Source organism: Neorhizobium phenanthreniclasticum, from assembly GCF_040066075.1.
Lineage (GTDB): Bacteria > Pseudomonadota > Alphaproteobacteria > Rhizobiales > Rhizobiaceae > Neorhizobium > Neorhizobium petrolearium.
The window spans coordinates 1-26575 of record NZ_JBEAAL010000005.1 but is presented as its reverse complement, the minus strand read 5'-3'; the positions used below and the strand labels follow the sequence as shown (position 1 = coordinate 26575).

Annotated in this window: 29 protein-coding genes; 15 read left to right on the top strand and 14 right to left on the bottom strand. The window is 61.7% G+C overall.

The features are described from left to right. Positions 1-18: 18 nt before the first annotated feature. A complete protein-coding gene (locus ABK249_RS09025; RefSeq protein WP_348862644.1) occupies positions 19-1005 on the top strand; it encodes a polysaccharide deacetylase family protein in 987 nt (328 codons plus the stop codon). Positions 1006-1394: 389 nt separating this feature from the next. Here the strand turns inward: ABK249_RS09025 and sbmA are convergent, their stop codons facing one another. Both sbmA and ABK249_RS09015 read right to left on the bottom strand, forming a co-directional pair. Beyond that, positions 1395-2666 (bottom strand): peptide antibiotic transporter SbmA, encoded by a 1272-nt coding sequence (gene sbmA, locus ABK249_RS09020; RefSeq protein ID WP_037148167.1) that lies wholly within the window; start codon positions 2664-2666, stop codon positions 1395-1397. Positions 2667-2836: 170 nt separating this feature from the next. Then, a complete protein-coding gene (locus ABK249_RS09015; RefSeq protein ID WP_348862643.1) occupies positions 2837-4012 on the bottom strand; it encodes a YbfB/YjiJ family MFS transporter in 1176 nt (391 codons plus the stop codon). A 197-nt stretch (positions 4013-4209) separates the two neighbouring features. Between ABK249_RS09015 and ABK249_RS09010 the strand changes: the two genes are divergently transcribed. Further along, the gene (locus ABK249_RS09010; protein ID WP_037148169.1) at positions 4210-4425 is read left to right on the top strand and encodes a hypothetical protein; all 216 of its coding nucleotides are present in this window, start codon (positions 4210-4212) and stop codon (positions 4423-4425) included. A gap of 321 nt (positions 4426-4746) precedes the next feature. Here the strand turns inward: ABK249_RS09010 and map are convergent, their stop codons facing one another. From map to ABK249_RS08990, 4 genes are all read right to left on the bottom strand, one after another. Continuing rightward, positions 4747-5502 carry a type I methionyl aminopeptidase gene (map, locus tag ABK249_RS09005; RefSeq protein ID WP_037148171.1) on the bottom strand — a complete coding sequence of 252 codons (756 nt, stop codon included), beginning with the start codon at positions 5500-5502 and terminating at the stop codon, positions 4747-4749. Positions 5503-5516: 14 nt separating this feature from the next. Next, positions 5517-6605 (bottom strand): LLM class flavin-dependent oxidoreductase, encoded by a 1089-nt coding sequence (locus tag ABK249_RS09000; protein WP_348862642.1) that lies wholly within the window; start codon positions 6603-6605, stop codon positions 5517-5519. Positions 6606-6768: 163 nt separating this feature from the next. Next, a complete protein-coding gene (locus ABK249_RS08995) occupies positions 6769-7242 on the bottom strand; it encodes a nuclear transport factor 2 family protein (protein WP_227703313.1) in 474 nt (157 codons plus the stop codon). A gap of 1 nt (position 7243) precedes the next feature. After that, positions 7244-7876, bottom strand: a complete 633-nt coding sequence (locus ABK249_RS08990; RefSeq protein WP_348862641.1) for a pyridoxamine 5'-phosphate oxidase family protein — start codon at positions 7874-7876, stop codon at positions 7244-7246. A 127-nt stretch (positions 7877-8003) separates the two neighbouring features. Between ABK249_RS08990 and ABK249_RS08985 the strand changes: the two genes are divergently transcribed. Beyond that, positions 8004-8912 (top strand): LysR family transcriptional regulator, encoded by a 909-nt coding sequence (locus tag ABK249_RS08985; protein ID WP_348862640.1) that lies wholly within the window; start codon positions 8004-8006, stop codon positions 8910-8912. Positions 8913-9007: 95 nt separating this feature from the next. Here the strand turns inward: ABK249_RS08985 and ABK249_RS08980 are convergent, their stop codons facing one another. From ABK249_RS08980 to ABK249_RS08965, 4 genes are all read right to left on the bottom strand, one after another. Then, positions 9008-9478, bottom strand: coding sequence for an SRPBCC family protein (locus tag ABK249_RS08980; protein ID WP_348862639.1), 471 nt, complete (start codon positions 9476-9478; stop codon positions 9008-9010). Between the two features lie 278 nt (positions 9479-9756). Next, on the bottom strand, positions 9757-9999 hold the full coding sequence (locus ABK249_RS08975) for a hypothetical protein (RefSeq protein WP_348862638.1): 243 nt from the start codon (positions 9997-9999) through the stop codon (positions 9757-9759). A 212-nt stretch (positions 10000-10211) separates the two neighbouring features. Then, a complete protein-coding gene (locus ABK249_RS08970; protein ID WP_348862637.1) occupies positions 10212-11465 on the bottom strand; it encodes an RNA polymerase sigma factor in 1254 nt (417 codons plus the stop codon). Beyond that, the gene (locus tag ABK249_RS08965) at positions 11462-11836 is read right to left on the bottom strand and encodes a YciI family protein (protein ID WP_348862636.1); all 375 of its coding nucleotides are present in this window, start codon (positions 11834-11836) and stop codon (positions 11462-11464) included. The genes ABK249_RS08970 and ABK249_RS08965 overlap by 4 nt, the downstream gene beginning before the upstream one ends. Positions 11837-11981: 145 nt before the next feature. Between ABK249_RS08965 and ABK249_RS08960 the strand changes: the two genes are divergently transcribed. The 5 genes from ABK249_RS08960 to ABK249_RS08940 all read left to right on the top strand — a co-directional run bounded on the left by ABK249_RS08960 (position 11982) and on the right by ABK249_RS08940 (position 15011). Then, a complete protein-coding gene (locus ABK249_RS08960; protein ID WP_348862635.1) occupies positions 11982-12686 on the top strand; it encodes a glutathione S-transferase N-terminal domain-containing protein in 705 nt (234 codons plus the stop codon). Between the two features lie 45 nt (positions 12687-12731). Beyond that, positions 12732-13187 (top strand): GFA family protein, encoded by a 456-nt coding sequence (locus ABK249_RS08955; protein WP_227703320.1) that lies wholly within the window; start codon positions 12732-12734, stop codon positions 13185-13187. Positions 13188-13279: 92 nt separating this feature from the next. After that, on the top strand, positions 13280-13711 hold the full coding sequence (locus ABK249_RS08950; protein ID WP_037148188.1) for a VOC family protein: 432 nt from the start codon (positions 13280-13282) through the stop codon (positions 13709-13711). Between the two features lie 228 nt (positions 13712-13939). Beyond that, a complete protein-coding gene (locus ABK249_RS08945) occupies positions 13940-14431 on the top strand; it encodes an invasion associated locus B family protein (protein WP_037148190.1) in 492 nt (163 codons plus the stop codon). 7 nt (positions 14432-14438) lie between these two features. Next, positions 14439-15011 carry an SH3 domain-containing protein gene (locus ABK249_RS08940; protein WP_227703322.1) on the top strand — a complete coding sequence of 191 codons (573 nt, stop codon included), beginning with the start codon at positions 14439-14441 and terminating at the stop codon, positions 15009-15011. A 10-nt stretch (positions 15012-15021) separates the two neighbouring features. Here ABK249_RS08940 and ABK249_RS08935 read toward each other — a convergent pair whose 3' ends face one another. The 3 genes from ABK249_RS08935 to ABK249_RS08925 form a co-directional block, all read right to left on the bottom strand. Continuing rightward, positions 15022-16218, bottom strand: coding sequence for a D-alanyl-D-alanine carboxypeptidase (locus ABK249_RS08935; protein WP_407722087.1), 1197 nt, complete (start codon positions 16216-16218; stop codon positions 15022-15024). Between the two features lie 121 nt (positions 16219-16339). Then, positions 16340-17833 carry a glycerol kinase GlpK gene (gene glpK / locus ABK249_RS08930; protein WP_037148192.1) on the bottom strand — a complete coding sequence of 498 codons (1494 nt, stop codon included), beginning with the start codon at positions 17831-17833 and terminating at the stop codon, positions 16340-16342. Positions 17834-17952: 119 nt separating this feature from the next. Next, positions 17953-18435 (bottom strand): VOC family protein, encoded by a 483-nt coding sequence (locus ABK249_RS08925; protein ID WP_348862634.1) that lies wholly within the window; start codon positions 18433-18435, stop codon positions 17953-17955. A 184-nt stretch (positions 18436-18619) separates the two neighbouring features. Here ABK249_RS08925 and ABK249_RS08920 point away from each other — a divergent pair, with 184 nt between their 5' ends. The 5 genes from ABK249_RS08920 to xdhC all read left to right on the top strand — a co-directional run bounded on the left by ABK249_RS08920 (position 18620) and on the right by xdhC (position 24672). After that, entirely contained in the window at positions 18620-19408 is a 789-nt protein-coding gene (locus ABK249_RS08920) for a 3-hydroxybutyrate dehydrogenase (RefSeq protein WP_348862633.1), read from the top strand. Between the two features lie 63 nt (positions 19409-19471). Beyond that, positions 19472-20944, top strand: a complete 1473-nt coding sequence (xdhA, locus tag ABK249_RS08915; RefSeq protein ID WP_348862632.1) for a xanthine dehydrogenase small subunit — start codon at positions 19472-19474, stop codon at positions 20942-20944. 2 nt (positions 20945-20946) lie between these two features. Beyond that, on the top strand, positions 20947-23286 hold the full coding sequence (gene xdhB, locus ABK249_RS08910) for a xanthine dehydrogenase molybdopterin binding subunit (RefSeq protein ID WP_348862767.1): 2340 nt from the start codon (positions 20947-20949) through the stop codon (positions 23284-23286). Between the two features lie 10 nt (positions 23287-23296). After that, positions 23297-23812, top strand: a complete 516-nt coding sequence (locus ABK249_RS08905; RefSeq protein ID WP_348862631.1) for a GNAT family N-acetyltransferase — start codon at positions 23297-23299, stop codon at positions 23810-23812. Between the two features lie 26 nt (positions 23813-23838). Continuing rightward, a complete protein-coding gene (gene xdhC, locus ABK249_RS08900; RefSeq protein ID WP_348862629.1) occupies positions 23839-24672 on the top strand; it encodes a xanthine dehydrogenase accessory protein XdhC in 834 nt (277 codons plus the stop codon). Here the strand turns inward: xdhC and ABK249_RS08895 are convergent. Then, a complete protein-coding gene (locus tag ABK249_RS08895) occupies positions 24646-24879 on the bottom strand; it encodes a hypothetical protein (protein ID WP_348862628.1) in 234 nt (77 codons plus the stop codon). The two genes, xdhC and ABK249_RS08895, sit on opposite strands and share 27 nt — an antisense overlap. Positions 24880-24984: 105 nt before the next feature. On the opposite strand from ABK249_RS08895, the gene ABK249_RS08890 reads away from it, so the two are divergent. Together ABK249_RS08890 and ABK249_RS08885 are read left to right on the top strand one after the other, a co-directional pair. Further along, positions 24985-25908 (top strand): LysR substrate-binding domain-containing protein, encoded by a 924-nt coding sequence (locus tag ABK249_RS08890; protein ID WP_341871448.1) that lies wholly within the window; start codon positions 24985-24987, stop codon positions 25906-25908. 351 nt (positions 25909-26259) lie between these two features. After that, positions 26260-26575, top strand: a 316-nt coding sequence (locus ABK249_RS08885; RefSeq protein WP_348862627.1) for a LysR family transcriptional regulator, incomplete at its 3' end; no start/stop codon positions are given.

Genomic DNA, 26575 nt, shown 5'->3' with positions numbered 1-26575 from the left:
GTGATTCAGGTTTCATTGATGCGTTTCTCCGCCCTTCCCCTCGCCCTCTGCCTTTCGCTACCCTCCTGGGGCGCTGACGCGACGGAAAAACCGAAGCAGCTGGTGATGATATCATTCGATGGAGCGGGGGCGAACGATCTCTGGCAGAGGAGCCGCGATCTCGCCAAACGCACCAACGCGCATTTCACCTATTTTCTCTCCTGCACGCTGGTGATCGAGCGTGCCAATGCGAAGAGCTATCAGGGGCCGCACCAGAGGCCCGGCAAGTCCAATATCGGTTTCGCTCAAACCGCGGAGGAGGCACGCGGCAGGCTTGCTCACGTCTGGCAAGCGCATCTCGAAGGCCATGACATATCGAGCCATACCTGCGGCCATTTCGACGGCAAGAACTGGGCGGCGGCCGATTGGGAGACCGAATTCACGACCTTTCACAATGTTCTGACCGATGCCTGGAAAATCGCCGGCGCGGAGGCCGAGGAACCGGCCGGCTGGAAGGATTTCGTTAAGAACGACGTCCCCGGCTTCCGCGCGCCCTATTTCTCCGTCAGCCCCGGCCTGGTCGAGGCGGAGAGGAAGGCCGGTTTCCGATATGACGCGAGCCTCGTCACCAAAGGCCCTGCCATGCCGGAGGAAAAGGATGGCCTCATCCGTTTCGGCCTGCCGCTCATCCCCGAAGGACCATCGAACCGGCCGATCATTGCGATGGACTACAATCTCTTCATTCGTCATTCGGCCGGCATCGAGAACCCGAGCCGTTCGGGGGAGTTCGAGGAACGCGCCTATTCGGCCTTCAGGGCCGCCTTCGACCGGCAATATGAAGGCAATCGCATCCCGCTCCAGATCGGCCTGCATTTCGTGGAGATGAACGGCGGTGCCTATTGGCGCGCCATGGAGCGGCTGGTGACGGACGTCTGCGGAAAGCAGGACGTCGCCTGCGTCAGCTATTCAGAGGCAATCAGGATGCTCAAGGAACGCGGCAAGCGACAGGAGACATCGGGACTTTGATCTCAGGACGCCCCTCCCTGCCTGCCGGGAGAGAGGATGGATCATCATTGCGAAAGATCTTCCCTCAATCCCTCAACCACTTAGCGGCCTTCATTTCCCCGCCTTATCCCCGCGCTTCGGACCTGCGCCATAATCACTTCCGTCATCGGATGGGAAACCGGGTTCTAGAACCGGCCTCCTCATCTGGCTCGAAGGGTCCGGTTTCCGGTGATGGTCGTGCCAGGCGGCAGCGGAAGAACTGACACCTCTTTCAAAACCGCAAAACGCGATCGGGGCAGGCGGAAAGCCTGAATGCCCAATGCCTTTGAAATGCCCGCCTGCCCTTTTCCCACCCAAACCGCACCGGACATGACATCCGGCGCGGCCAAACGTGCTGCGTTGAGAAAGGGTCAGTACGGCCGGTCGGCCGCAAGCTCGCCGACTTCGGCCTCGCGCTCCAGATAATGCTTGTCGATCTCCGGCAGCGGCTCGTCATAAATCGCCGCTTCGAAGGCCTTGAGACGCTTGTAGATCGACATCAGCTCGACGATCGTCGTCCAGGAATTGATGAGGTATTGGAATGATGTACGCACCTGATCGAAGACATTGCCTACCTGGGTAAAGATGCCCAGCGTAACTTTCCCGGCCGCGATGGACGGGATCAGCACGAGCAGGCTGTAGAGATCGTCCGCACGCAGGTAGAAGAAGCGGGCAATATTGAAATAGAGATAGTGAAAATAAAGACGGAAATAGTTTTTCCGCACATTCGCGAAAAGCTCCGCCACGGTCGCCGGTTGGGCGCGATCCTCATGATCTTCACCGTACACCAGTTCCTTACGGTACGCGGCCTCGACGCGCTGATTGCGGAACTCCAGGCCAGGCAGCTTGATTCCCACCAACGCCAGGAAAAGAGTACCAAACAGCGACCACAGGATCGCCGCCCAGACCAGCGCATGTGGGATTTCGCCAACAATCGGCAGTTCATTGATCGTATTTGAGAAGGAAAACAGCACCGGCATGAAGGCGATCAGCGTCATAATCGCCCTGACGAAACCAACGCCAAGTCCCTCGACAGTCAAGGAAAAGCGCATCGTATCTTCTTGCACGCGCTGCGAGGCGCCCTCGATGTGGCGCAGCTTGGACCAGTTCGCCATGTAAAAGTCGTTCATCGCCGTGCGCCAACGAAAGATGTAATGGCTGACAAAGAAAAGGTTCAGCACGCTGACGGTGATGGAGACAAAGGCAATACCGGTGATACCTAGAAGCCCGGTATAAAGCTGCTCTGCCGTAACGGGGGCGGTTTTCGCAAGCGCCTGCTGAACCAGGTCGTAGTAAGGACCGTACCAGGCATTGAACGCCACGCTCACCTGCACAGAAAAATAGGTAACGAATACGATCAGTGCGCTTCCCAGCACCGACCAATATTGCCACCGATGAGGCGCGTACAAAAACCAGAAGGCAGCAAAGATCGCAGTGGCCACGGCGTAATACAAATAGAACCAAAGGAACGGCCCCGACCAGAAAAGCGAGACGTCCACGGCTGCATTTGCATCACGCGGAGCGAAACCGATGGCTGGCCCGACTGCGCTTCCACCTGCATACCAGGACCCTATGACTACGATGGCCCATAACAAGGCCGAGATGAAAAACGGTTTCGGTCGGGGGAAGAAGGAGTGGAACACGGAGCTTTGGCTTTCCTGAGTTCGAGATCTCTGAAGGTCGGGAGCGACTGTAGAGCGCGAAACTAAGGCAGTTCCAAGAGAGCGGCAATGGCCGCACGCCATCGTTACACAATTGTAACCGCGTGTTCAGGCAACGGTAATTGCGCGGACGGAAAACCGTAATCCGGTTTTCATTCCGGCCGCCGGGAAACCGGCAGAGCGAGCAGGATGCAGACGACAAGGGCGGCTGCGGCAAGCAGAGTCGCAGCGGCAAAACTGCCGGTCCGTTCCGCCACCCAACCCGCCACCAGCGGGCCGATGATCTGGCCGGTGCCGAAGGCGGCCGTCATGAAGGCGAGCGCCCGCCGAGGGCTTTCAGGAGACAACGTCCGGGCAATCTGCAGCCCGTAAGCCGTGACGACCATGAAGGTCGCACCGAGCAGGAGCCCTCCGACAAGCGCGCCGGCCGTGGGCGGCAGCAAGACGGAGCCCGCCACGCCGACCGCCTGGACCGCAAGCGCGGCGACATAGGCCTTGCCGAGCCCGCGCCGTTTGACCACCGGCCGCCAGAGAATGAGCGAAACCGCTGCCGCCGTGCCCGTCAGGAACCAGGCGAGGAATTCGACGATCGGCCCCGCCGCCCCCATCCGCGCAATGGCGACAAGAAAGGTCGCGGTGATCACGTAGCCAAAGCCGAACAGCCCGTAAGAGGCGGTAAGCAGCGTGAGCGGCATGCGCCATTCAAGTGGCGGCTCGACGACCGGGGCTTTGCCGAAGGTCGGCCGCGGCAGGAGCCAGAAGACAACGGCGAGCGCGACGAGCACGATGGCGGCACCGGCAATCCAGTTCAGACGCCAGCCATGCGCGCCGTCTCCGGCCATCGTGTTGACGGCGAGTACCAATGCCGACGAGAGCGCAATACCCAGGCCGACACCTCCGAAATGCAGCACATTCACATTGTCACGACCGGCGGCATAAGGCAGCACGATCGACGAGGAAAAAATCATCGAGAACGCGCTCGCGACGCCTGCCAGGAACCGAATCACGGTGAAGGCGAAGACCGATGTCGTCGCGGCCATGGCCGCCAGCAGGATCGCCGTCGCGAGCAAGCCGCCAAGCGCGACCTGCCGCTCGCGCCCGGTCGCCCATCCGTAGGCCGACATGATCGCGCCCGCCAGATAACCGGCGAAATTGCCGGCGGCGATAGTACCCGCATCGGCTGCCGAAAGCGGAATGCCCGTCATCATGCCCGGCAGGATCGGCGTGTAGAAGAAGCGCCCGAACCCCATGGCCGCGGCCATCGCAAGGGCGCCGGCAAAGCCGATCAGCAGAGGCCTGCCGGAATAGCTCGTGTTCATCTGCAGCATGGTGCTCTTATCGCAGCCGCAGCATAAACAGACAAATGAGGAATTGTCATCGCTGCGATGAAGAACGCTGATAACGAATTATCACGCAGTTGCCGCAACGATTTGATGCGGTGCAATGCGACTTTTGTCTTGTTGCTGACATGAATGAAGCACACTCTCCTGCCCATAGTTACCATCGGGGCCGTGGAGGTTGAGCCATGGAACAGGATCTGACCCTATCGGAAGTGCTTGTCGATCCGCTGATCGCCCAGTTGCGCAAGGCTGACCATGTGGGGTATGCCGCCTTCGCGCAATTGATGGAGAGCGCCGCCCGCGTCAATAAGCGCCGGCTCGTGGCTCACCTGCATGAGGAACGCGCCGATGCCTTCTATCGCCGCGTTGATGTTCTGTCGGAAAAGAACAGGCTGATCTGAGACCGGGAGGTGTGGGCCTTTTGCGGGAACGAAGGCCTTTCCCGTCGTCCCCTGAAGGACGGACTTCGATTGGCCTCAACGATGTTGCGCAAAGTGACGATAGGCGAAGATACCGCTGACAATAGCCAACCCGATCAGTGGAGTGACCAGATAATAAGTCTCGAACTGGCTCATTGTTTCTCCTTCTCGGCGAGATTCATAAGGGTTTGGAAGTCAGAGCAGTAACATCCTCCAAGATATGCTGCGACTTCCATAGAACGGTGTGGCAGCAGGCCGACCTTACGCAGGGACCAGCGGTAGGAACGGAAGGCACGCGCCCACCTACGCAGCCAGCGTCAAAATTACCGGTCCGTTGCGGGTCACGACCACCGTGTGCTCGTATTGGACGGTCGGCGCCTGTGGATCGCTGTAGAGCGTCCAGACATCGCCGTTGCCGCCATCCTCGGCCCAGTCGGCGCCGAGCGACAGGAAGGGTTCCACGGTGAAGACCAGCCCTTCCTGCATGACGCGCCTCTCGCCGGGATCGGGCCAGGTCGGAATTTCCTTCGGCTCGTCGTGCAGCGTCAGCCCGATGCCGTGGCTCGAAAGATTGGTGATCAGCGTATAGCGGTTCTTCTTCGCGAACGCGCCGATCGCATTGCCGATGCCGGCGATCGGCTTGCCGGTCTTGACCTGCTGCAGGCCGGTCCACAGCGCCCGCCGCCCGTCACGGCAGAGTTTCTCGATCTCGCGTTTGACCGGCGGCACGGCGTAAGAAGCGCCCGTATCCCCGAAGAACCCGTCCTTCACCGCCGACACGTCGATATTGACTAGATCGCCGGCCTTGATCACCCGGCCGCCCGGAATGCCGTGCGCCACCTCCTCGTTGACGCTGATGCAGGTCGCCGCCGGAAACTTGTAGCAGGTCTCCGGCGCGGACTGCGCGCCGTTATCCTCCAGGATCTTTCGGCCGATATCGTCGAGTTCGCGGGTCGTGATGCCGGGCTCCAGCGCCTTGGCCATGGTCTCCACCGCCTGCGCGCAGAGCCGGCCGATGTCCTTCAGCTTCGCGAGTTCGTGTTCGGTGGAGATGACCATGGCCTGCCCGTTCCTTATGCCTGTTGAGCGGCCGGTTTCGCGCCATCGGCCGAGCCCGTCAATTCTTTTCTGACGACCCCTAATTCTTTTCTGACAATGGGGGCGACTTTCGTGCCGTAGAGTTCGATGCCGCGCATGATCTGATCGTGCGGCATCGGCCCGATCGCCATCTGCAGGAGGAACCGGTCCATGCCGAATACCTTGTGCGCCGCGACGATCTTTTCCGCGACCAGTTCCGGCTCGCCGACGAAGAGATTGCCGAGGGCAGAGCGCGACTGGTCGAAATGCGCCCGGCTGGTCGGTCCCCAGCCGCGCTCGCGGCCGATGCGGTTCATCACCTCCGCCTGCGGGCCGTAGAACTGGTCGGCGGCGGCTTCCGTCGTGTCGGCGATGAAACCGTGCACGTTGATACTGGTCTTCAACACCGCCGGATCGTGGCCTGCACGCCGCGCCGCCTCGCGGTAGAGGTTGAAGAACGGAGCGAAGCGCGGATACTCGCCGCCGATGATCGCGACCGCAAGCGGCAGGCCATAAGCCCCTGCCCGCGCCACCGACTGCGGCGTGCCGCCGACCGCGATCCACACCGGCAGCGGGTCCTGCAATGGGCGCGGATAGACGCCGCGGCCGTGAATCGGCGCGCGCTTCTCGCCTTCCCAGGTGACGATTTCCGTGTCCCGGATGGCGAGCAGCAGGTCCAGCTTTTCCTCGAAAAGCTGGTCGTAATCACCGAGATCGTAGCCGAACAGCGGGAAGGATTCGATGAACGAGCCGCGGCCCGCCATGATCTCAGCCCGACCGTTCGAGATGAGGTCGAGGGTTGCGAACTGCTGGAAGACGCGCACCGGATCGTCGGAGGAAAGAACGGAGACGGCGCTTGTCAGGCGGATGTTTTTCGTCCGGGCAGCCGCGGCGGCGAGAACCGTCGCGGGCGAGGAAATCACATAGTCCGGCCGGTGATGCTCACCGAGCCCGAAGACATCGAGTCCCACCTGATCGGCAAGCTCGATCTCCTCGAGGAGGTTTCTGATCCGGCGCGCGCCTTCTGCGCCCTTGTCGAGCGCCGTTGCATCGACGTCACCGAAAGTATGCAGGCCGAGTTCCATGGTCGAAAGATCCGTTTGATTGATGCCTTGAGAATGTGTCCGTCAGATAGTGACGGGACACCTTTCACGCAAACGCTAATCTTTCGAAGGAATCGTTCGATGGATTGGATAGCGGCAGGCGCAACCGCCCCCCGGTCGCAAAGGTGGCGCGGCTGCGAAAAACTCACAAACCGAGCGCACTCAGCCCCGGATGGTCATCCGGCCGGCGGCCAAGCGGCCAGTGGAACTTGCGCTCCGCCTCGATGATCGGCGCATCGTTGATGCTGGCGATCCGCCGGCGCATCAGCCCGTGTGCATCGAACTCCCAGTTCTCGTTGCCGTAGGAGCGGAACCAGTTGCCGCTGTCGTCGTGGCATTCATAGGCAAAGCGGACGGCGATGCGGTTCTCGTGAAAGGCCCAGATCTCCTTGATCAGCCTGTAATCGAGCTCCCGCTTCCATTTGCGCGTCAGGAAGGCTTCGATCTCGGCACGCCCCTTGATGAACTCGGCGCGGTTGCGCCATTCGCTGTCCGCCGTATAGGCGAGCGCCACGCGGGCGGGGTCGCGGCTGTTCCAGGCATCTTCCGCGAGCCGCGCCTTCTGGGCAGCGGTTTCGAGCGTGAACGGCGGCAGCGGCGGACGATCGGCGGATTCCATGTCATTCTCCTTGGGAATGGGCGCTGGCAGAAAGTGTGTTGGCCTTCAGGGCCGCATTCTCGGTTTCGAGCACGGCTATCCTCTGATGCAGGGCGGCAATGCCCTCTTCGATATCGGCCATGGTGAAGCGCGGCGTTATGTGCTGCGGGCAGTTCCAGTCGAAGGCTTCAAGGTGAAACACCAGCGCTCGCTCCACCTTCGCCCGATAACCCGGCACCGCCACTTTGGCGAGGATTGCGGGATCGGTGGAAATCTCGGCATGGGCGAAGATCTTCAGACGGCTGCGGTTCGGATAGTCCATCAGGATGAGCGACACCCGATCGCCGGCCCCGAGGTTTCCGACGGAAATGTACTGGCGGTTGCCCCGGAAGTCGGCGCAGGCGAATGTCGTCGGGTCGAGGACCTGCAGGAAACCCGCCGGCCCGCCGCGATGCTGCACATAGGGCCAGCCGTTTTCGGAGACTGTCGCCATATAGAAACTGTCGCGCGCCGCGATGAATGCGGCTTCCGACGGGGTGAACCGGTCGAAGCTGCGGTCCTTGCCGGCGACCTCGAAATAATCCCGGCTGCCATTGGCCTCCTGGGCCGCCTTGACGCTCGGCGTCGAGACAAGGTCGAGAAATGTGTAAGCCATGTCATCTCCTTGGCAGACGCCATAGCATCCCGCCGCCGGGATGTGGAATGCATTGAAGATAGCTTCTTTTGAAATTTCGCATAATCTCCTATTCTCGAAAGATATTGTCTCGAAAAATGAGAGGATCATGGACCGGTTCGAAGCGATGTCTATCCTGGTGGCGGCGGTGGAAACGGGAAGCCTTACGGCGGCGAGCCGTAAGCTGAACATCCCGTTGCCGACCGTCAGCCGCAAGCTTGCCGAACTGGAAGCCCATCTCGGCACCCGGCTCCTTGCCCGCACGACCCGGCACCTTGCCTTGACCGATGCCGGCAGCGCCTATTTCCAATCCTGCAAACGCATTCTTGACGAGGTGGGCGACGCGGAACGAACGGCGGCAGGAGAGCAGAGCGCGCCGCGCGGCGATCTCGTCGTCACCGCGCCGGTCGTCTTCGGACGGCTTCACGTCCTGCCGGTCGTCAACGATTTCCTCTCGCTCTATCCGGAAATCAACGTCCGGCTCGTGCTTTCGGACCGGAATATCGACCTGCTGGAGAACCAGGTCGATCTTGCCGTGCGGATCAGCCGGCTCCCCGACAGTTCCATGGTGGCGACAAAGGCCGGCGAGGTTCGCCGCGTTGTCTGCGGCAGTCCGGCGTTTTTCGGAAAATACGGTTTGCCCGCCAGCCCGAACGACCTTGCGGGCAAGCCCGGTGTCAGCTTCGATGCGCTGGGACCGATGACATGGGCCTTCACGCGGTCCGGCAAGGGACGCAAGCAGAGTGTCGAAGTCCGGACGAGGCTTTCAGTCAATACAGCGGAAGCAGCCCTCGACGCGGCGGTCGCCGGCGTCGGCGTAACCCGCGTCCTCTCCTACCAGGCCGCCGGCCCCGTCAGGGAGGGGTTGCTGCAGGTCGTGCTCGCGGATTTCGAACCGCCCGCGCTGCCCGTCTACCTGCTGCACCAGATGCAGGGAACACTGCCCTTCAAGATGCGCAGCTTCATCGATTTTGCAGCACCCCGACTGCGCCGTCGCCTGGACGAGGTCTCGCTCTGACCGCGGCATACCTTTGAAAAGGGACTGCCGCAGATTGAATCAAAAATCGAGGAGATGGCGCCATCCCCTCGATTCGATTCGCATTTCAGGCAATCTCAGAATGTCTTGGCGATCTCTTCGAGCTGGCCGGCAACGATGCCCCAGCCTTCATGAAAGCCCATTTCCTCGTGAGCTTTTCTGTCCTCTTCCGTCCAGTGCAAGGCCGTCGCAGTATATTTCGTGCGGCCGTCGCCGAGATCCTCGAACTCGACGACAGCGGTCATGAACGGCTTTTCGGACGGCACCCAGGCGCTCGTATAGGCATCGGTGAAGACGAGCTTCCTGTTCGGAACGACTTCCAGATAGATGCCGTAATTGGGGATCTTCTCGCCCTCCGGCCCTTCCATCAGGATATAACTCGATCCGCCGGGACGGATGTCCATACGGGCTTCGGTAACCTTCCATGGTTTCGGGCAGAACCATTCACCCATCCGCTCGGGCGTGGTCCAGGCCTTGTAGAGCTTGTCGGCCGGGACGTCCATTTCACGAACGAGCTGCAGCGAGTGCGTGGCGGCATTGGCATTCATTTTCCTGTCTCCCTTGGGTCTTGAACAACATCGCATCCGATGTTGAACCTAGGACGTATAAACGGCACAAGATCCGACAACCGTGTCCCGGAATTTTTCGCCTTGCGGAAAAGGTTCCACGAGGCGGCCGGCGGCGGACGCTGTTGAAAGCGCAGATCACGCTACCACCAGACAGGTATTCGGGTGATTGGACTGCGCCAGACTTCGTTTGGAAATCGGGTTTCGAACCCACGTTTGCAGATGAGAGCTAGCTGCTCTTCGCCGGAGGGGTGCGGAGACTAGAGACCGAAACCTCCGGGCGCTCCCGACTGGATGCCGATAGTGGGATCAACAAAGCCATGGTAGCCGAGGACGGGGACGTTGCACGGACGGTCGAGCTTTCCCGCGGGAGCGCCCCGATCACAGCCACCCCCCGTATTGTAGGAATAGGCCGGGATTTCATAGGTGCCGTTACTACCAGTTGCAGCGCAAGACGAGCATAGGACGGCGAGCAGAGCGTTCGCAGGAAGCTTGCCGGTCATGATCTACCTCCGATAGTCGGATTCGTATTGCCTGCTGAATTCGGTACAGCATCCGCTTTATAGCAAGCATGCCTGCCTAAGGCGTAGTTGCGCTTAGGGAGTAGGTCTCTCTGTCGATCGAGGTAGAAGCCGTCATCCTGAACACTCTCCTATTGATCAGATCGTACTCAGGACTTCCGGATTGCTGGTCGATGGGCGTTGATTATTCGCGGTCACTCCACCGGAGAGGCGACGGCGCCGAGCTTGTCGATCTGCTGGCGGATATGGGCGCATTCGGCCGGTGAATTGGCAAGCGCGATCGCCCGGTCGAAGGCGACGCGGGCCTCTCCATGACGTCCGACCTGCATCAGGAGCCCTCCCCTGACGCCATGGAAATAGAAGTAGCCGTCGAGTTTTTCGGCAAGCGGTGCGATCAAATCGAGCGCAGCCTCCGGTCCATCCAGCTTCGAGACCGCAACGGCCCGGTTGAGGGTCACGACCGGCGATGGCTGGATTCGTTCGAGCAGGCCGTAAAGCATGTCGATCTCCTTCCAGTCGGTATCCTCCGGCCGGGCGGCGCGCGCATGCAAAGCCGAGATCGCCGCCTGCACCTGATAGGGACCGGGCTGCCGGTGGCGGATCGCCTTGTCGAGCAAGACCAGCGCCTCGCCGATCAGCTTGCGGTCCCAAAGGCTGCGGTCCTGATCGTCGAGGAGGATGATCTGGCCCTGCCCGTCGAACCGCGCCCTGGCGCGCGAATGCTGCAGCATCATCAGCGCAGTAAGCCCCATGATCTCCGGCTCGGCCGGAAAGATGCGGAGCAGAAGCCGGCCGAGCCTTATTGCCTCCTCGCAGAAGGCGGCGTTGTCCGGATTGGTGATGCCGGCGGAATAACCCTCGTTGAACACGAGATAGATCATCGCCGACACGATGCCGAGACGCTCGGCCCGCTCCGCCGCCCCGGGCGTTTCGAAGGGAACGCCGGCCTTTGCGACGCGTGCCTTGGCGCGGGTGATGCGCTGCTCCATGGCCGCCTCGCTGACGAGGAAGGCGCGGGCGATCTGCGGTACGGTCAGGCCTGAAACGATCCTGAGCGCAAGCGCGATCTGCTGGGTGTTCGGCAGGTCCGGATGACAGCAGATGAACATCAGCCGCAGGATGTCGTCGCGGTAATTGGAATTGTCGAGCCGGTCGGCAATGTCGTTCTCGGCATCGGAGAGATCGGAAAAGGCGGTCTCCTCCGGCAGAGGGTCATTCTTGGAACGCTTGCGGACCGCATCGATGCCGCTGTTGCGGCCGACGAAGATCAGCCAGGCGGCGGGATCGCGCGGTGCCCCCTTTTCAGGCCATGTGCGGATGGCACGAAGACAAGCCTCCTGAAAGGCTTCTTCCGCCGTATCGAGATCGCGGAAGTAGCGAAGCAGGGCGCCAAGTGCCTGCGGTCGGGCCGCCGTCAGCGCAAGTTCGATCCAGGCGATATCTGTCATGTTTTCATTTCTCCCGGATGAAAGACGTAAAAGGGCCGGATCTCATAGGACGTCGAGCCCGGATTGACTGCGGAAAGCTGCTTGGAAAAGGCGATCGCTTCCTCCAGCGTATCGACATCGACTGTGTAGAAGCCGAGCAGCGCTTCCTTGGATTCGGCAAAGGGTCCATCGAGCACCAGCGGCTCGTCCTTGCCCTTGCGAACCGTGGTGGCGGCCGTGGTCGGCATCAGCCGGCCGGTGGGACCGAGCTTTCCGGCTCTCTCCATCGGTTCCTGGACGGCATGGAGTCTGGCCATGACGGCGTCCTCCTCCTCCTTGGACCAAGCAAAGACGGTTTCCTCGTGGGCGTAGCAAAGGATGGCATAAAGCATGTCTGTCTCCTTCTCCTGTTGAAGACGAAGGAGTAACCGCAGAACCGACAGGACGCATCAAAAAATCTCAACCTTGCACGTCTGGCACATCCCGCTCCGCTGGCTATAGTCGCCCCGGAACAAATCCCCTCACCAAGGAAATCCCATGGCCGATCTTTCCGCCTTCCCCATCACCAAGAAATGGCCCGCCAAAGATCCGAACGTGCTGCAACTCTATTCGGCACCGACGCCGAACGGCGTGAAGGTATCGATCATGCTGGAAGAGATCGGCCTTCCTTACGAACCGCATTTCATCAACATCGGCGAGAACGAGACCTGGGGGCCGGAATTCCTGTCCTTGAACCCGAACGGCAAGATCCCGGCGATCATCGATCCCAATGGTCCGGGCGACAAGCCGCTCGGCCTCTTCGAATCCGGCGCGATCCTCCTCTACCTTGCCGAAAAGACCGGCAAGCTCCTGCCGACCGACCCGGCGAAGCGTCATGAGACGATCCAGTGGGTGTTCTTCCAGATGGCAAGCCTCGGGCCGATGTTCGGCCAGCTCGGCTTCTTTCACAAGTTTGCCGGCAAGGACATCGAGGACAAGCGTCCGCGCGACCGTTACGTCAAGGAATCGCATCGCCTGATCCGGGTGATCGAAAGCAGGCTCGAAGGCCGTGACTGGATCATGGGCGACGAATACACGATCGCCGACATTTCGATGCTCGGCTGGGTGCGCAACCTGATCGGCTTCTACGGCGCCGGGGAACTCGTCGAATACGGTGAGTTGAAGCGCGTCCCGCAATGGCTGGAGCGTGGCCTTGCCCGTCCGGCGGTGCAGCGTGGTCTCGAAATACCGAAGCGACCCTGACCAGAGGTCGCAACAATGCTACGTGACGAGGAAACGGAGTTTCACATGCCCAAGCCCAATCTCCCGATCGAAGGCGGATGCCGCTGCGGACAGGTTCGCCTGAGGATCAGCGCGCAGCCGATCCTCACCATGGCCTGCCACTGCACCGGCTGCCAGAAGATGAGCGCCAGCGCCTATTCGCTTTCAGCCGCGATTCCTGCGGACGGTTTCGAGGTCATCCAGGGCGAGCCGGTGATCGGCGGCCTGCATGGCCCCGACGCCCACCACTACCATTGCCCGCACTGCAAGAGCTGGATGTTTACCCGTCCGGAGGGTATGGACTGGTTCGTCAACCTCAGGCCCACCATGCTCGACGATGTGCAATGGTTTTCGCCCTTCATCGAGACCTACACGTCCGAAAGGCTCCCCTGGGCGGCCACCCCTGCAGTCCACTCCTACGAGAAGTTTCCGCCTTTCGAAGACTATGAGGGGCTGGTGAAGGAATTCGCGGGACAGAATTAAAAAATTCTTCTCCGCCTTGTCGGAATTTCCTTCTCTTCCTCGTCCTATGGCCGGTTCGATCGGAACCGGTCATAGAAAAGGAGAGAATTTCCATGGATGCGACGACCGAAACCGCCAATGCCCAGATCCAGCCGCCCGTTCGCGGCGGGCTGGTGGCCTATCTCCAGGTCGACGGCGCGATGAAGGCGGCGGAATTTTACCAAAAGGCATTCGGCGCCACGATCGAGGCCTTCCATCCGCTCGACGAAAAAGGCCGGACGATGCACGTCCACCTCTATCTCAACGGCAGCTCCCTCATGCTCGGCGACGCCTATCCGGACTACGGCCATCCGTTGGAAAAGCCGGCCGCCTTCACCATGATGCTGCCCTTGTCGAGCGACGCCATCGATTTCTGGTGGAAGCGGGCCGTCGATGCCGGGCTCGAGGTCGTCACGGACCTGCAGGTCATGTTCTGGGGCGACCGTTACGGCCAGCTCCGCGATCCGTTCGGTGTTTCCTGGGCGATGAACGCACCGGTGAAATAACCAACCGGACTCGGATCACTTCACGCAGCGAAAGCCCTTGATGCGGCTGTTTCCGGCCGCATCGCCTGATTTGGAGGGACGCCGTACACGCGGGCATCAACCCTTTGTGACCGCGACCATCACCAGTTTGACACAGATATTAACCTTTCAATAACCCATCGAAACTTGAATGACGCCGTCCTGAAATGAGGCCCATCTCCCGGGTCTTTTTGCTGTTGTGGAGATATCATGCAGATCACGCCCCTCGCCCTTGCTCTTTCCTTCGCCTTCGCTTCGACAGCAGCCGCTGCCCAACCGACCCGGGTCGCACAGTTCGACGCCTGGGGCGTCTATTCCTACGCGGATGGCGGCCAGACGACCTGCTATGCGCTCTCCGTCCCGGTGACGTCGAAACCCTCCAACGTGGACCATGGCGACAACTTCTTTCTGCTCGCCCCTCAAGGATCGTCGGGTTACACGCCCCAGGCCATCATGGGATATCCTTTGAGGGAAGGCTCGGAGGTCAGCGTGAGCGTCGGCAATGATACCTTCCGCCTCGCGCCGAAGGACAATATCGCCTGGGTGCGCGACCAGAGCCGCGAGCCGGTTCTCGTCGATGCCATGCGCGGCGGAAGCGACATGACGCTTGAAGCGATCTCCCGCCGCGGCACCAATACGAGCTATTCCTATTCGCTTCGCGGCGTGACGGCCGCTCTCCAGGAAGTCCGCAAGTGCCGTTGACTGGCGCATGAGACGGTTCAGCACCGGTTGCCTCCTGCCCTCGTCCCTGCTTTCCCTGTGCCTCATCCTCGGCCTTGCCGCACATGAGGCGCATGCGGATCGGGATGCGACCGCCGCCAACCTTGTGGCGGGGTTCAGGAAAGGCCGCGAGACGGGATTCCCGATCCCGCGCTTCGTATCCCTGAAAGCTTCCAAGGCGCATATGCGCGTCGGTCCTTCCACGGATTATGCGGCGGTCTGGACCTATTCGGCCCGCGGCCTGCCCGTGGAAATTACCGAGGAATACGGAAACTGGCGGCGCATCCGGGATCCGGACGGAGTGACAGGATGGATGTTCGCCCCTTTACTCTCGAGCCGCCGCACGGCCGTCGTCGGTCCGTGGATAAAGCAGCCCATCCCGCTGCGATCCGCTCCGTCGCGAAACGCTCGCATAGTCGCCCGCCTGTCCGCCGAAGTCCGGCTCGACCTTGACCACTGCGACGGAAGCTGGTGCGAAGTCTCGCTGCAGAAGCGACGCCTGAGCGGCTTTGTCGAACAGGGTTCGCTCTGGGGTGTTTATCCCGGTGAGACGATCGAATAGCGCAGAAAGCCTACTGCACGACGAAGCAGTTCATCGCTTTCGACTGCAGAACCGAGCAGGCCTGCGTGGCCGCCGTTCGGTCGGCGAAACCGACGAAGCGGGCGCGGAAGAACTCCTTGCCGCTATCTGCATAACTCTCGACGCTCGGCGCTATCTGACCGAAATCAGCCGAAAGCAGCGGCAGTGCCTTTTCGAGCAGGGCAGAGGCCGCCTCCCGGCTGCCGGCCGCGGCGATCTGGATGCGCCAGAGCGGTCCTATGGATTCCCGCGGCGTCGCGGAGAGACTGGCGATCGAAGCCCTAGCCGGCGGAGCACCAAGGGTGATCTCCTTCGGCGGAGTGGCGAACGCGAGCGGAACAGTACCTTCCGCCGGCCGCTTCTGGGTCTCGAAAGCCACGAGACCACCGGGAGCCGTACCGGTTCCCGGTACATACTGATCGAGAAGCTCCGCCATCCGGTCGTCGCGCTTGCGCGCGGTCTTGCCTCCGAGGACGACGCCGATCACCCGTCTTCCGTTGACGTTCACGGCGCTCGCGATGTTGAAACCGGATGCGCCGATATAACCGGTCTTGATTCCATCCATGCCCGGATAGCGGTACATAAGGTTGTTGTGGCCGGAGATCTTCTTGCCGCGGAACTCGAAGGATCGCAGAGAAAACAGTTGATATTCCTTGGGGAAATCCCGGATGAGCGCCAGCGCCAGCATCGCCATGTCGCGCGCCGTCGTCACCTGCGCCTTGTCCGGCAGGCCGGAGGCATTGCGGAACACCGTCCGTCTCATGCCGAGCGCGCGGGCTTTCTTCGTCATCATCTCTCCGAAACGCGCTTCCGAGCCGCCGAGATGATCGGCCATCGCCGCGGCCGCGTCATTGGCCGAGCGCACCGCCATGGCAAGGACCGCTTCACGAACCGTGATCGTCTGGCCAGCCGGCACGCCGAGCTTGAAGGGGACCTTGCGCGCTGCATTCGGCGTCATGACGATCTCCTCGTTCCACGAGAGACGCCGGTCGCGCAGCGCTTCGAAGGTCATGTAGAGCGTCATCATCTTGGTCAGCGATGCCGGGTGATTGATGACGTCGGCATTCTCCGACGCCAGAACTTTGCCGCTCCTCGCATCGTAGATGAAATGCGCATAGCCCGCCTCGGCCGCCCGGACGGTGCCAAGGAAGATGACAGCCAGGGACAGGAGTGTCAAAACCCGCCGGATCCGAAACATCTTTCACCCTCTCCAATTTACCGCGAAGAATATGACAAGGAAGGTGGTGCGAAAATGACGCCGCTTGAATTTAATTCAAGTTTTCGCCCGATAGTTAATCAAGTTTAAAGAATCAGCCCTCGACCAGCGTCCGTCTCACCGCGTCCTTCCAGCCGCGAATCTTCGTTGCGCGCGTCTTTTCGTCCATTTCCGGTTCGAATCGTCGCGACCGCGCCCAGCTCTTTGCGAAAGCCTGTTTATCCGGCCAGACACCTGCCCTCGAACCCGCAAGCCATGCTGCGCCGAGCGCAGTGGTTTCAAGGATGGTCGGACGATCGACCGGCGCATCGAGCAGGTCGGACAAGCGCTGCATCGTCCAGTCCGAGGCGACCATGCCGCCATCGACGCGCAACACTGTCGCCCCGTCGAAGGAGCGCCAGTCCTTCTGCATCGCATCGAGCAGGTCACGGGTCTGGTAGCAGACGGCTTCCAGCGCCGCACGGGAGAGTTCGGCCGGGCCGGTCGCCCGCGTCAGGCCGAAGATCGCGCCGCGCGCCTCCGCGTCCCAATAGGGCGCGCCAAGCCCGGTGAAGGCCGGCACGAGATAGACGTCCTGAAGCGGATCGGCCTCGGCCGCCAGGTCGCCCGACTGGGAAGCCTTTTCGATGACGCCAAGCCCGTCGCGCAGCCATTGCACGGCGGCGCCGGCGATGAAGATCGAGCCCTCCAGCGCATAGGTTGTCTCACCGTCGAGGCGGTAGGCGATCGTCGTGAGCAGCCGGTTCTTCGAGCGCACCAGGTCCACCCCGGTATTGAGCACCGCAAAGCACCCGGTGCCGTAAGTGGATTTCATCATGCCCGGTTCGAAACAGGCCTGCCCGATGGTCGCCGCCTGCTGGTCACCTGCAACGCCGAGAATCGGGATCGCTGCGCCGAACAGGCTTTCGTCGGTGATACCGAAGTCGTCGGCGCAGTCCTTGACCTCCGGCAGCATGGCGACCGGGATGCGCAGGATTTCGAGCAGGTCTTCGTCCCAACGATTGTCGGCGATGTTGTAGATCAGCGTACGCGACGCGTTGGTCGCATCGGTGACGAAGCTGCGGCCGCCGGTGAGCCGCCAGATGAGGAACGTATCGATCGTGCCGAAGCAGAGTTCGCCCTTGGCAGCCCTCGCCCGCGTGCCCTTCACATTGGCAAGCATCCAGGAGAGCTTGGTGCCGGAGAAATAAGGGTCGAGCAGCAGACCGGTGCGGCGGGTGAAGAGCTTTTCCAGCCCCTGCCGCTTCAGCTTCTCGCAATAGCTTGCAGTACGGCGATCCTGCCAGACGATGGCATTGTGGATCGGCTTGCCGGTCTCTCGCTCCCAGACGACGACGGTCTCGCGCTGATTGGTGATGCCGATCGCGGCGATGTCCTTGGCCTCGACACGTGCTTCCTTGAACGCCTGGCCGACAGTCCAAAGCACGCTTTCCCAGATTTCCTCCGGATCATGCTCCACCCAGCCGGATTTCGGGAATATCTGGGTGAATTCCTTCTGGCCGATACCGGCGATCTTCATGTCGCCGTCGAAAACGATCGCCCGCGTCGAGGTCGTTCCCTGATCGATCGCCAGAACATAACCCGCCATGCCAATCCTCCCTGAGCCATGCGAAATTCCTTGGCTCAGGGTTTGAACAGAAGGCGCCGCAGACTGTCAAACGAAAACGCTGGCGCTTGGCTCGGCCAATGCCGCGAAAATAAGCGTGTTCACTCCTGCCCGTTAAAGGCCCGTTCCAGGGTCGCGATATCGAGCTTGACCATCTTGAGCATGGCTTCGGTGGTGCGCCTGGCCTTTTCCCGGTCTGGATCGGCGGTCATGTCGGCAAGCACGCGTGGCAGGATCTGCCAGGACAGGCCCCAGCGGTCCTTCAGCCATCCGCACTGCGCCGCCGTGCCGCCATTGTCGAGAAACGCATTCCAGACGCGATCGATCTCCTCCTGGGTGTCGAATTCCACGCCGATGGAAAAGGCGTGATTGAACCGGTCCATGGCGCCGGCTTCGAAAGCCAGGAAATTCTGCCCGCCCAGTGTAAACTCTATGATGATGACGCTGCCGGGCGGCCCGCTGTAAGTCTCCGCCGCCAGAGACGTATTCCGATTGATGCCGGAATTCGGGATAATCGACGTGTAGAAGTCGACGGCCTTGGTGACCTCTTTCTCGAACCAAAGATTTGAAACGACTCGAGTCATGTGTCTCTCCTTCATGTGGTGACCGCATCTTGCCGTCAAAGGACGACCGAGCTTCGCCCTTTCCGACAACATGACGCCGGGCAACGGCAAATTTTCAGGCCCGATTGCCATTCAGGCCGATTTGCGCATAACCTGCCCTTCGTTGCGGCGCACAAGAACGCCGCAGTTTCAGGGAGATATCGGCATGACCAGAACCGTCGTCGTCACCGGCTCAACGAGCGGCATCGGGCTCGGCATCGCGAAGGCATTCGCGACCGAGGGCGCCAATGTCGTCATCAACGGTTTCGGGCCGGCGGACGAGATCGAGGCGACGCGCAAGCAACTCGACGGCTTGGGCGGCGGCGCTGTCCTCTATCACGGCGCCGACATGACCAAACCCGCAGAGATCGAGGATCTGATCGCCACTGCGGCGAAGAATTTCGGCACCGTCGACGTGCTCGTCAACAATGCCGGCATCCAGCACGTGGCGAAGATCGAGGAGTTCCCGCCGGAAAAATGGGACCAGCTGATCGCCATCCTGCTGTCCTCGGCTTTCCATACCATGCGCCACACGATCCCGCTGATGAAGAAAGCGGGCCCGGGGCGCCCAGGGGGCCGCATCATCAACATCGCATCCGCGCATGGGCTGGTCGCCTCGCCGTTCAAGGCCGCCTATGTCGCAGCCAAGCACGGTATCATGGGTTTGACGAAGACGGCGGCGCTGGAACTTGCGCAGTCGGGGATTACCGTGAACGCCATCTGCCCCGGTTTCGTCTGGACACCGCTGGTGGAAAAACAGATCCCGGATCAGGCCCGCGAGAAGGGCATCAGCGAGGACGAGGTGAAGGATCAGATCATGCTGCGATTGCAGGCGACGAAGGAATTCGTCGGCATCGAGGAAGTGGCGGCCGCCGCACTCTATCTCGCAAGCGATGCGGCACGGAGCATAACCGGCACACATATATCCATCGACGGCGGCTGGACGGCGCAGTAATATGGCCGGTTGGAACCCTGTCGAGATCAACCTGAAGCCGGCAACGGCGGACGAAGGAGACAAATGCACGAAGCCATCCGCTTCATCCTGAACAGAGAAGACGTCACCCTTGGAGATTTCGGGCCGACAGAGACCCTTCTCGATTACTTGCGCCTGAGGCGGCGGCTGACGGGAACCAAGGAAGGCTGTGCCGAAGGCGACTGCGGCGCCTGCACGGTGCTGGTCGGACGACTGACGGAACTGGGCCTGCGCTACGAAAGCGTCAACGCCTGCATCCGTTTTCTGGGCTCCCTGCACGGCACGCACGTGGTAACCGTCGAGCATCTCGCCGGCGATGACGGCACGCTGCATCCCGTCCAGCAGGCCATGGTCGATTGCCACGGCTCGCAGTGCGGCTTCTGTACCCCCGGCTTCGTGATGTCGCTCTATGGCCTCTGGCTCTCCAACGCCGCCCCGACGCGGGCCGATGTCGAAAGCGCGCTGCAGGGCAATCTCTGTCGCTGCACCGGTTACGAACCGATCGTGAAGGCCGCCGAACAGGTCTCAGCAAGCCGGCCGAGCGCACTCTTCGACCCGCTGGAACGCGACCGCACCGAAATCATGGCGAAACTCTGGTCGATCCGTTCCGAGATGGAGACGATCGTGGTGAAGAAGGACGGCGCGCATTCGATCGTGCCGGCTTCGGTCTCTGCCCTGACGGATATCCTGGCGGAAGAGCCGGACGCGACGATCGTTGCGGGCGCCACCGATGTCGGCCTGTGGGTCACCAAGCAGATGCGGCATCTCGACCCAGTGATCTTCATCAATCATCTCACCGAACTCCAGTCGATCGCCTCGGACGAGACCGGCATCGCCATCGGCGCCGGTGTGAGCTACACCCAGGCCCTCGATACGCTCTCGGATGAACTGCCCGCCTTCGGCCGGCTGATCGACCGAATCGGCGGACAGCAGGTGCGCAACATGGGCACGATTGGCGGCAATATCGCCAACGGTTCTCCGATCGGCGACACGCCGCCCGCGCTGATCGTGCTCGGCGCCGAACTGACGCTCCGCACTCACGCCGGCCGGCGCACCATCCCGCTCGAGGACTTTTTTCTGGCCTATGGCAAGCAGGACCGGCTGCCGGGCGAATTCGTCGAGAAGGTCTTCGTACCGCGCCCGGCGAAAGACGACCATTTCGCCGTCTACAAGATCTCCAAGCGCCGCGACGAGGATATCTCCGCGCTCTGCGGCGCCTTCAGCCTGACGCTCGACGGCGACGGCAAGGTTGAAAACATCCGCATCGCCTTCGGCGGCATGGCGGCCACCCCGAAACGGGCGAGGCATGTGGAGGAGGCGCTTCTCGGCAAGGCCTGGAGCTGGGGCGTCATCTCGGCAGTGCGCGATCTTTTCGACGAGGATTATACGCCGCTCACGGACTGGCGGGCGACGGCAGCATATCGCAGCCTCGCAGCCAAGAATCTGCTGACCCGTTTCTTCCTGGAAACCGCCGGCCAGCCCCAGGAACTGCGCCGCTTCGAACTGGAGGAGGCGTGATGATGGACAAGTCGACCTTCGAGACCAAATCCGTCATCAACGGCCCGATGCATGCGGCGCTGAAACATGACTCCGCGCATAAGCATGTCACCGGAAGTGCCGAATATATCGATGACATTCCGGAGCCTGCCGGCACGCTGCACGGCGGCCTCGGCCTCTCCGACCGGGCTCATGCGGAAATCGTCTCGATCGACCTTTCCGCCGTGAAGGCCGCACCGGGTGTCGTCTGGGTGATGACGGCAGAAGACATCCCGGGCATCAACGACGTCGCCTCCACGGGCCGGCATGACGAGCCGCTGCTCGCCACGGCCGAAGTGCAGTTCCACGGCCAGCCGATCTTTGCCGTCATTGCGGAGACGCGCGACCAGGCTCGCCGAGCCGCAAAGCTTGCCCATATCGAATATCGCGACCTGCCGCACTGGACCGATATCGACACCGCCCGCGCGAACAACGCACCAAACGTCATCGAACCGATGACGTTGAAACGTGGCGAGCCGGAAACGGAGATCGAGAAGGCGCCGCTGCGCGTCCAGGGTCACATGTATATCGGCGGCCAGGAACATTTTTACCTGGAAAGCCATATCGCCATGGCAATACCCGGCGAAGACGACGAAGTGACCGTCTGGTCCTCCACCCAGCACCCGAGCGAGGTGCAGCACATGGTGGCGCATGTTTTGGGCGTCGCCAACAATGCGGTGACGGTCCAGACCCGGCGCATGGGCGGCGGTTTCGGCGGCAAGGAAACGCAGGGAAACCAGTTTGCCGCACTTGCGGCAGTCGCCGCCAGGAAACTGAAGCGGGCGGTGAAATTCCGTCCCGACCGCGACGAGGATATGTCGATCACCGGCAAGCGGCACGATTTCCGCGTCGACTATGACGTCGCCTTCAGCAAGGAGGGCCTGATCCAGGCGGTCAACGCCACCTATGCGGCACGATGCGGCTTTTCCGCCGACCTCTCCGGCCCCGTGACCGACCGTGCCCTCTTCCACGCGGATTCCAGCTACTATTATCCGCATGTTCGCCTCACCTCGCAGCCGCTCAAGACCCACACCGTCTCCAATACCGCGTTTCGCGGTTTCGGCGGCCCGCAGGGCATGGTCGGCGGCGAGCGGATTATCGAGGAGATCGCCTATGCCGTCGGCAAGGACCCGCTTGAGATCCGCAAGCTGAATTTCTACGGCCTCCGGGGTTCCGGGCGGACGGTGACGCCCTACCACCAGGAGGTCGAAGACAATATTGTCGCCCGCATTGTCGAGGAGCTGGAGGCCTCGTCCGACTATCAGGCCCGGCGCCAGGCAATCCTCGAATTCAATGAAAACAGCCCGGTGATCCGCAAGGGCATTGCGCTGACTCCGGTGAAATTCGGCATCTCATTCACCATGACCGCCTATAACCAGGCGGGCGCGCTGGTGCACATCTATCAGGACGGTTCGATCCATCTGAACCATGGCGGCACCGAAATGGGCCAGGGCCTCTACACCAAGGTGGCTCAGGTGGTGGCGAACACGTTCCAGGTCGATATCGACCGGGTGAAGATCACCGCGACGACGACCGGCAAGGTGCCGAACACCTCTGCCACCGCCGCCTCTTCCGGCTCGGATCTCAACGGCATGGCGGCCTATGACGCTGCGCGCCAGCTCAAGGAGCGGCTGATCCAGTTCGCCGTGCGGCAATGGAAAGTGGCGCGTGAAAAGATCGAGTTCCTTCCGAACCGGGTGCGGATCGGCAGCGAAATCGTACCCTTCGACACGCTCGTCCGGGCCGCCTATTACGACCGTGTGCAGCTTTCCGCCACGGGCTTCTACAAGACGCCCAAGATTCACTGGGACCGCCGGGCCGGGCGCGGGCGGCCTTTCTACTATTTCGCTTACGGCGCCGCAGCTTCGGAAGTGTCAGTCGACACGCTGACCGGCGAATATCTCGTCGAGCGTACCGACATCCTCCACGACGTCGGCAAGTCCTTGAACCCGGCGATCGATATCGGCCAGATCGAGGGCGGATTCATACAGGGCATGGGCTGGCTGACGACCGAGGAACTGTGGTGGGATGCAAGGGGGCGGCTCAGGACTCATGCGCCGTCGACCTACAAGATCCCGCTCGCCTCCGACCGGCCGAAGGTCTTCAACGTGAAGCTCGCCGAGTGGTCGGAAAATGCCGAACCGACGATCGGCCGCTCCAAGGCGGTCGGCGAGCCGCCCTTCATGCTGGCGATCTCGGTCTTCGAGGCGATCTCCATGGCGGTGGCAAGCGTCGCTGACTATTCGGTCTGCCCACGCCTCGACGCACCGGCCACACCCGAGCGCGTGCTGATGGCGGTTGAACGGCTGAAGGCGATGGGGTGAGACGCAAACCTTGCTGATCCGGACCGAACTCCCCAGCGACGAAGACGCGATCCACGAGCTGACGGCAACGGCTTTCGCACCGATGCCATACAGCAACGGATCGGAGGCTCCGATCATTCGCGCGCTGCGCAGTTCGGGTGACCTCACTTTGTCTCTGGTTGCCGAAGAGGATGGCGTCGTCATAGGCCATGTCGCCTTCTCGCCGGTCACCATCGACGGTGTCCATGACGACTGGTATGGTCTTGGCCCGATATCCGTGCAGCCGGAAAGACAGCGCCAGGGCATCGGAAAGGCACTTATCAGTGAAGGATTGAAGAGGTTGAAGGAACGCGGTGCGGGCGGTTGCGCTTTGATTGGCAATCCCGAAGTCTATCGTGGGTCCGGTTTTGAGAGTGACGGCCTGCTCGTTTACGGCGATCTGGATCGCCGCTACGTGCAGCGGATTGTGTTCTCTGGCCCATCGCCGCGCGGTGTATTAAAATTTGCCGACGCATTCGAGGCAGGCGCCGATCAGCCTGGTTCGTAAGCTTCGTTTGGGAACCCGGCTCAACCATGCATGACCTCCCCCTCCCCATCTTCATCGCCACCCACCCCGGCGCGATCCTGGTCGAGGTCACAGAGGCGAAGGGTTCGACGCCGCGGGAGGTGGGTGTCTTCATGCTGGTGGCGGAGACGGCGATCTGGGGGACGATCGGCGGCGGGCAGTTCGAATACATGGCGATCGACAATGCCCGCGCGATGCTATCGGGTGGCGGCGAGACGGTGATGGACATCCCGCTCGGCCCGGAGATCGGCCAATGTTGCGGCGGTCGCACGCGGCTGATCTTCACCCCGATGACGCCGGCGCTCGCCGAAAAGCTTGAAAGCCGCATGAAAAATGAAGAGGAAGAGCGGCCCGCGGTTTATCTCTTCGGTGCCGGCCATGTCGGCCAGGCGCTGGCCAGGGCACTGACGCCGTTGCCTTTCGCGGTCACCGTGGTCGAGACGCGCGCAGAGGCGCTGGAGGATCTGCCGGGAAACGCGGCGAGACACCTGACCGCCGTGCCGGAGGCGTTCGTGGCCCGGATTCCAGCTGGTGGTGCCGCGGTCATCCTCACCCACGACCACGCACTGGATTTCCTGATCGCCCAGCGTGCGCTATCGCGAACCGACCTTGCCTATGTCGGCATGATCGGCTCGGCCACCAAGCGCGCCACGTTTGCGAACTGGCTGAAGCGGGAGGGCGGCGACGAAAAAATGCTCTCCCGCCTCGTCCTGCCGATTGGCGGCTCCACAGTCAGGGACAAGCGTCCGGCGGTGATCGCGGCATTGGTGGCCGCCGAGCTTCTGGAAACCTGCGCTGCCCGAGAAAAGCAGGGTTCAAAGCGGCAGGTCCCGAACGCATGATCGGCGCTTCGCCTCCCAGAAAGCCTCGGCACGGTCGAACGGCAAGGCTTCGCCGAGCCCGACATCCGACCGCAGCTCGACCGGCAGCTTAGGCACGCGCCAGAGGCCGGGCCTGACGAGCTGACGAAGGTAACGGCCGAAGGCGCGCCAGACGCCGCCCGGGCGGATGGATTGTAAGGACACGGACAGAGCCTGTGCGGACAGCATGGTCGCTCCACATTGATGAACTTGTGTTGTTGGATCGGCTGAGGAATGCGCCGGATTGCCGGCGAATTCCAATTCAAATACAGTGGCTCGCGATCAAGAGAACTTATGATGAAGCTGTCGCGCCGCTTTCCGCTGAATGCACTCCGGGTTTTCGAGGCGGTCGCGCGCCTGGAAAACTTCACCCGTGCCGCGGACGAACTCGGCATGACCCAAACGGCGGTGAGCTACCAGATCAAGCTTCTGGAGGATCATCTCGGCGACGCGGTCTTCATCCGCAGGCCGCGGGCGCTGCAGCTCACCGAAACTGGGCGCAACCTCCTGCCCAACGTGGCCGAGGCTTTTTCCCTGTTGTCGGAAGCGGTGCAGGAGGCGCGCGGCACGAGGGAGGAGACGCTGGAGATCCACTCTCCGCCGACCTTCGCCTCGCAATGGCTCTCGCTCCGTCTCGGTGCCTTTCGCGCAGCCCATCCGCAGATCTCGGTACGGCTCCTGCGCAACATGGCACACGAGCACACGGCGTTCTCCGATATTGCCATCCAGATCGCGGCGGAGCCTCCGAGGGGGATGATCTGCCATCCACTTCTGCGCCTGAATTTCGCACCCATGCTGGCGCCGCGGCTGGCGGAAAGCATTGGCGGCATCAGCCAGCCTGCGGACCTTCTGAAGCTGCCCTGGATTTCCGAGATCGGCGGCTGCTGGCTTGACTGGTTCGAAGCCGCCAACATCGACCCCGCGCCGATCAAGCCGTCCAGCCTCGACGCTTTGGGCGCGCTCGATCTGGAGGCGAAGGCCGCGATATCGGGTCATGGCGTGGCGATGCTCACGCCCTTTTTCTTCAGGGACGACCTGGCGACAGGACGATTGGTCCAGCCGTTCGGCCTTTCTGTCTGCGACGAGAAGACCTACTGGCTCACCTATCCGCAGGCCCGGCGAAATTCCGCGAAGATCAAGGCTTTCCATGCGTGGATCGCCGAAACCCTCTCGAACGATCTCGCTTCTGACGGTGCCGGGGCAATCGTCGCAGCGTAGCACTATAGTGTCGGCGGTCGTTCCATCGGCCACCATTGCTCGCGGCGTTCGCACCTCGGCAATGTCTGTCGGGAGGGGCGCCCGTCCATGATGCCGATGTCCCGGAGCTGCTGCTCCGTCATTTCCTCTTTCTCGACGCGGTTTCTCCGAGCCCGCTCGCTACGGACCGGAATGTCAAAGTGGTCGCTCAGGCTCCACAAGCGCGCAAAAAGCGCAGGCATACCATGGGTCATGGCTCCTTCTCCTCCGGTTCTCACCGGTATTCGATTGATGACTATGAAAGCAGGATGCGCCGGATTATGCTGGTTTTCCAACGAAGATTTCGTCTGCATAGATCAAGAGAGCTTATCCATGAAAATGTCGAAGCAGTTTCCTTTGAATGCACTGCGCGTATTCGAATCCGCTGCCCGGCAGATGAGCTTCACCAAGGCCGGCGAGGAACTGGGCCTCACCCAGACGGCGGTGAGTTACCAGATCAAGCTTCTGGAGGGCACGATCGGCGAGCCGCTCTTTCTGCGCCGGCCGCGGCAGGTGACGCTGACGGAATCCGGCGAGCGGCTGGCCCCGAGGATCACCGAAGCTTTCGGTATCATGAGCGAGGCGATCACCAGCCTCAGGGACACATCGGAAGGCACGCTGATCATCCATTCGACCGCGACTTTTGCTG

Bases quoted from the DNA above. Each gene is read 5' to 3' on its own strand.
- ABK249_RS08995 (WP_227703313.1), bottom strand. From the start codon at position 7,242: ATGGAATCCGCCGATCGTCCGCCGCTGCCGCCGTTCACGCTCGAAACC.
- ABK249_RS09015 (WP_348862643.1), bottom strand. From the start codon at position 4,012: ATGCTGCAGATGAACACGAGCTATTCCGGCAGGCCTCTGCTGATCGGC.
- ABK249_RS09010 (WP_037148169.1), top strand. From the start codon at position 4,210: ATGGAACAGGATCTGACCCTATCGGAAGTGCTTGTCGATCCGCTGATC.
- ABK249_RS08955 (WP_227703320.1), top strand. From the start codon at position 12,732: ATGCCCAAGCCCAATCTCCCGATCGAAGGCGGATGCCGCTGCGGACAG.
- ABK249_RS09000 (WP_348862642.1), bottom strand. From the start codon at position 6,605: ATGGAACTCGGCCTGCATACTTTCGGTGACGTCGATGCAACGGCGCTC.
- ABK249_RS08980 (WP_348862639.1), bottom strand. From the start codon at position 9,478: ATGAATGCCAATGCCGCCACGCACTCGCTGCAGCTCGTTCGTGAAATG.
- xdhC (WP_348862629.1), top strand. From the start codon at position 23,839: ATGCATGACCTCCCCCTCCCCATCTTCATCGCCACCCACCCCGGCGCG.
- ABK249_RS08890 (WP_341871448.1), top strand. From the start codon at position 24,985: ATGATGAAGCTGTCGCGCCGCTTTCCGCTGAATGCACTCCGGGTTTTC.
- ABK249_RS08925 (WP_348862634.1), bottom strand. From the start codon at position 18,435: ATGACTCGAGTCGTTTCAAATCTTTGGTTCGAGAAAGAGGTCACCAAG.
- ABK249_RS08945 (WP_037148190.1), top strand. From the start codon at position 13,940: ATGCAGATCACGCCCCTCGCCCTTGCTCTTTCCTTCGCCTTCGCTTCG.
- ABK249_RS08965 (WP_348862636.1), bottom strand. From the start codon at position 11,836: ATGCTTTATGCCATCCTTTGCTACGCCCACGAGGAAACCGTCTTTGCT.
- ABK249_RS08950 (WP_037148188.1), top strand. From the start codon at position 13,280: ATGGATGCGACGACCGAAACCGCCAATGCCCAGATCCAGCCGCCCGTT.
- ABK249_RS08985 (WP_348862640.1), top strand. From the start codon at position 8,004: ATGGACCGGTTCGAAGCGATGTCTATCCTGGTGGCGGCGGTGGAAACG.
- xdhB (WP_348862767.1), top strand. From the start codon at position 20,947: ATGGACAAGTCGACCTTCGAGACCAAATCCGTCATCAACGGCCCGATG.
- glpK (WP_037148192.1), bottom strand. From the start codon at position 17,833: ATGGCGGGTTATGTTCTGGCGATCGATCAGGGAACGACCTCGACGCGG.
- ABK249_RS08990 (WP_348862641.1), bottom strand. From the start codon at position 7,876: ATGGCTTACACATTTCTCGACCTTGTCTCGACGCCGAGCGTCAAGGCG.
- ABK249_RS08960 (WP_348862635.1), top strand. From the start codon at position 11,982: ATGGCCGATCTTTCCGCCTTCCCCATCACCAAGAAATGGCCCGCCAAA.
- map (WP_037148171.1), bottom strand. From the start codon at position 5,502: ATGGTCATCTCCACCGAACACGAACTCGCGAAGCTGAAGGACATCGGC.
- ABK249_RS09025 (WP_348862644.1), top strand. From the start codon at position 19: ATGCGTTTCTCCGCCCTTCCCCTCGCCCTCTGCCTTTCGCTACCCTCC.
- ABK249_RS08895 (WP_348862628.1), bottom strand. From the start codon at position 24,879: ATGCTGTCCGCACAGGCTCTGTCCGTGTCCTTACAATCCATCCGCCCG.
- ABK249_RS08920 (WP_348862633.1), top strand. From the start codon at position 18,620: ATGACCAGAACCGTCGTCGTCACCGGCTCAACGAGCGGCATCGGGCTC.
- xdhA (WP_348862632.1), top strand. From the start codon at position 19,472: ATGCACGAAGCCATCCGCTTCATCCTGAACAGAGAAGACGTCACCCTT.
- ABK249_RS08940 (WP_227703322.1), top strand. From the start codon at position 14,439: ATGAGACGGTTCAGCACCGGTTGCCTCCTGCCCTCGTCCCTGCTTTCC.
- ABK249_RS08975 (WP_348862638.1), bottom strand. From the start codon at position 9,999: ATGACCGGCAAGCTTCCTGCGAACGCTCTGCTCGCCGTCCTATGCTCG.
- ABK249_RS08970 (WP_348862637.1), bottom strand. From the start codon at position 11,465: ATGACAGATATCGCCTGGATCGAACTTGCGCTGACGGCGGCCCGACCG.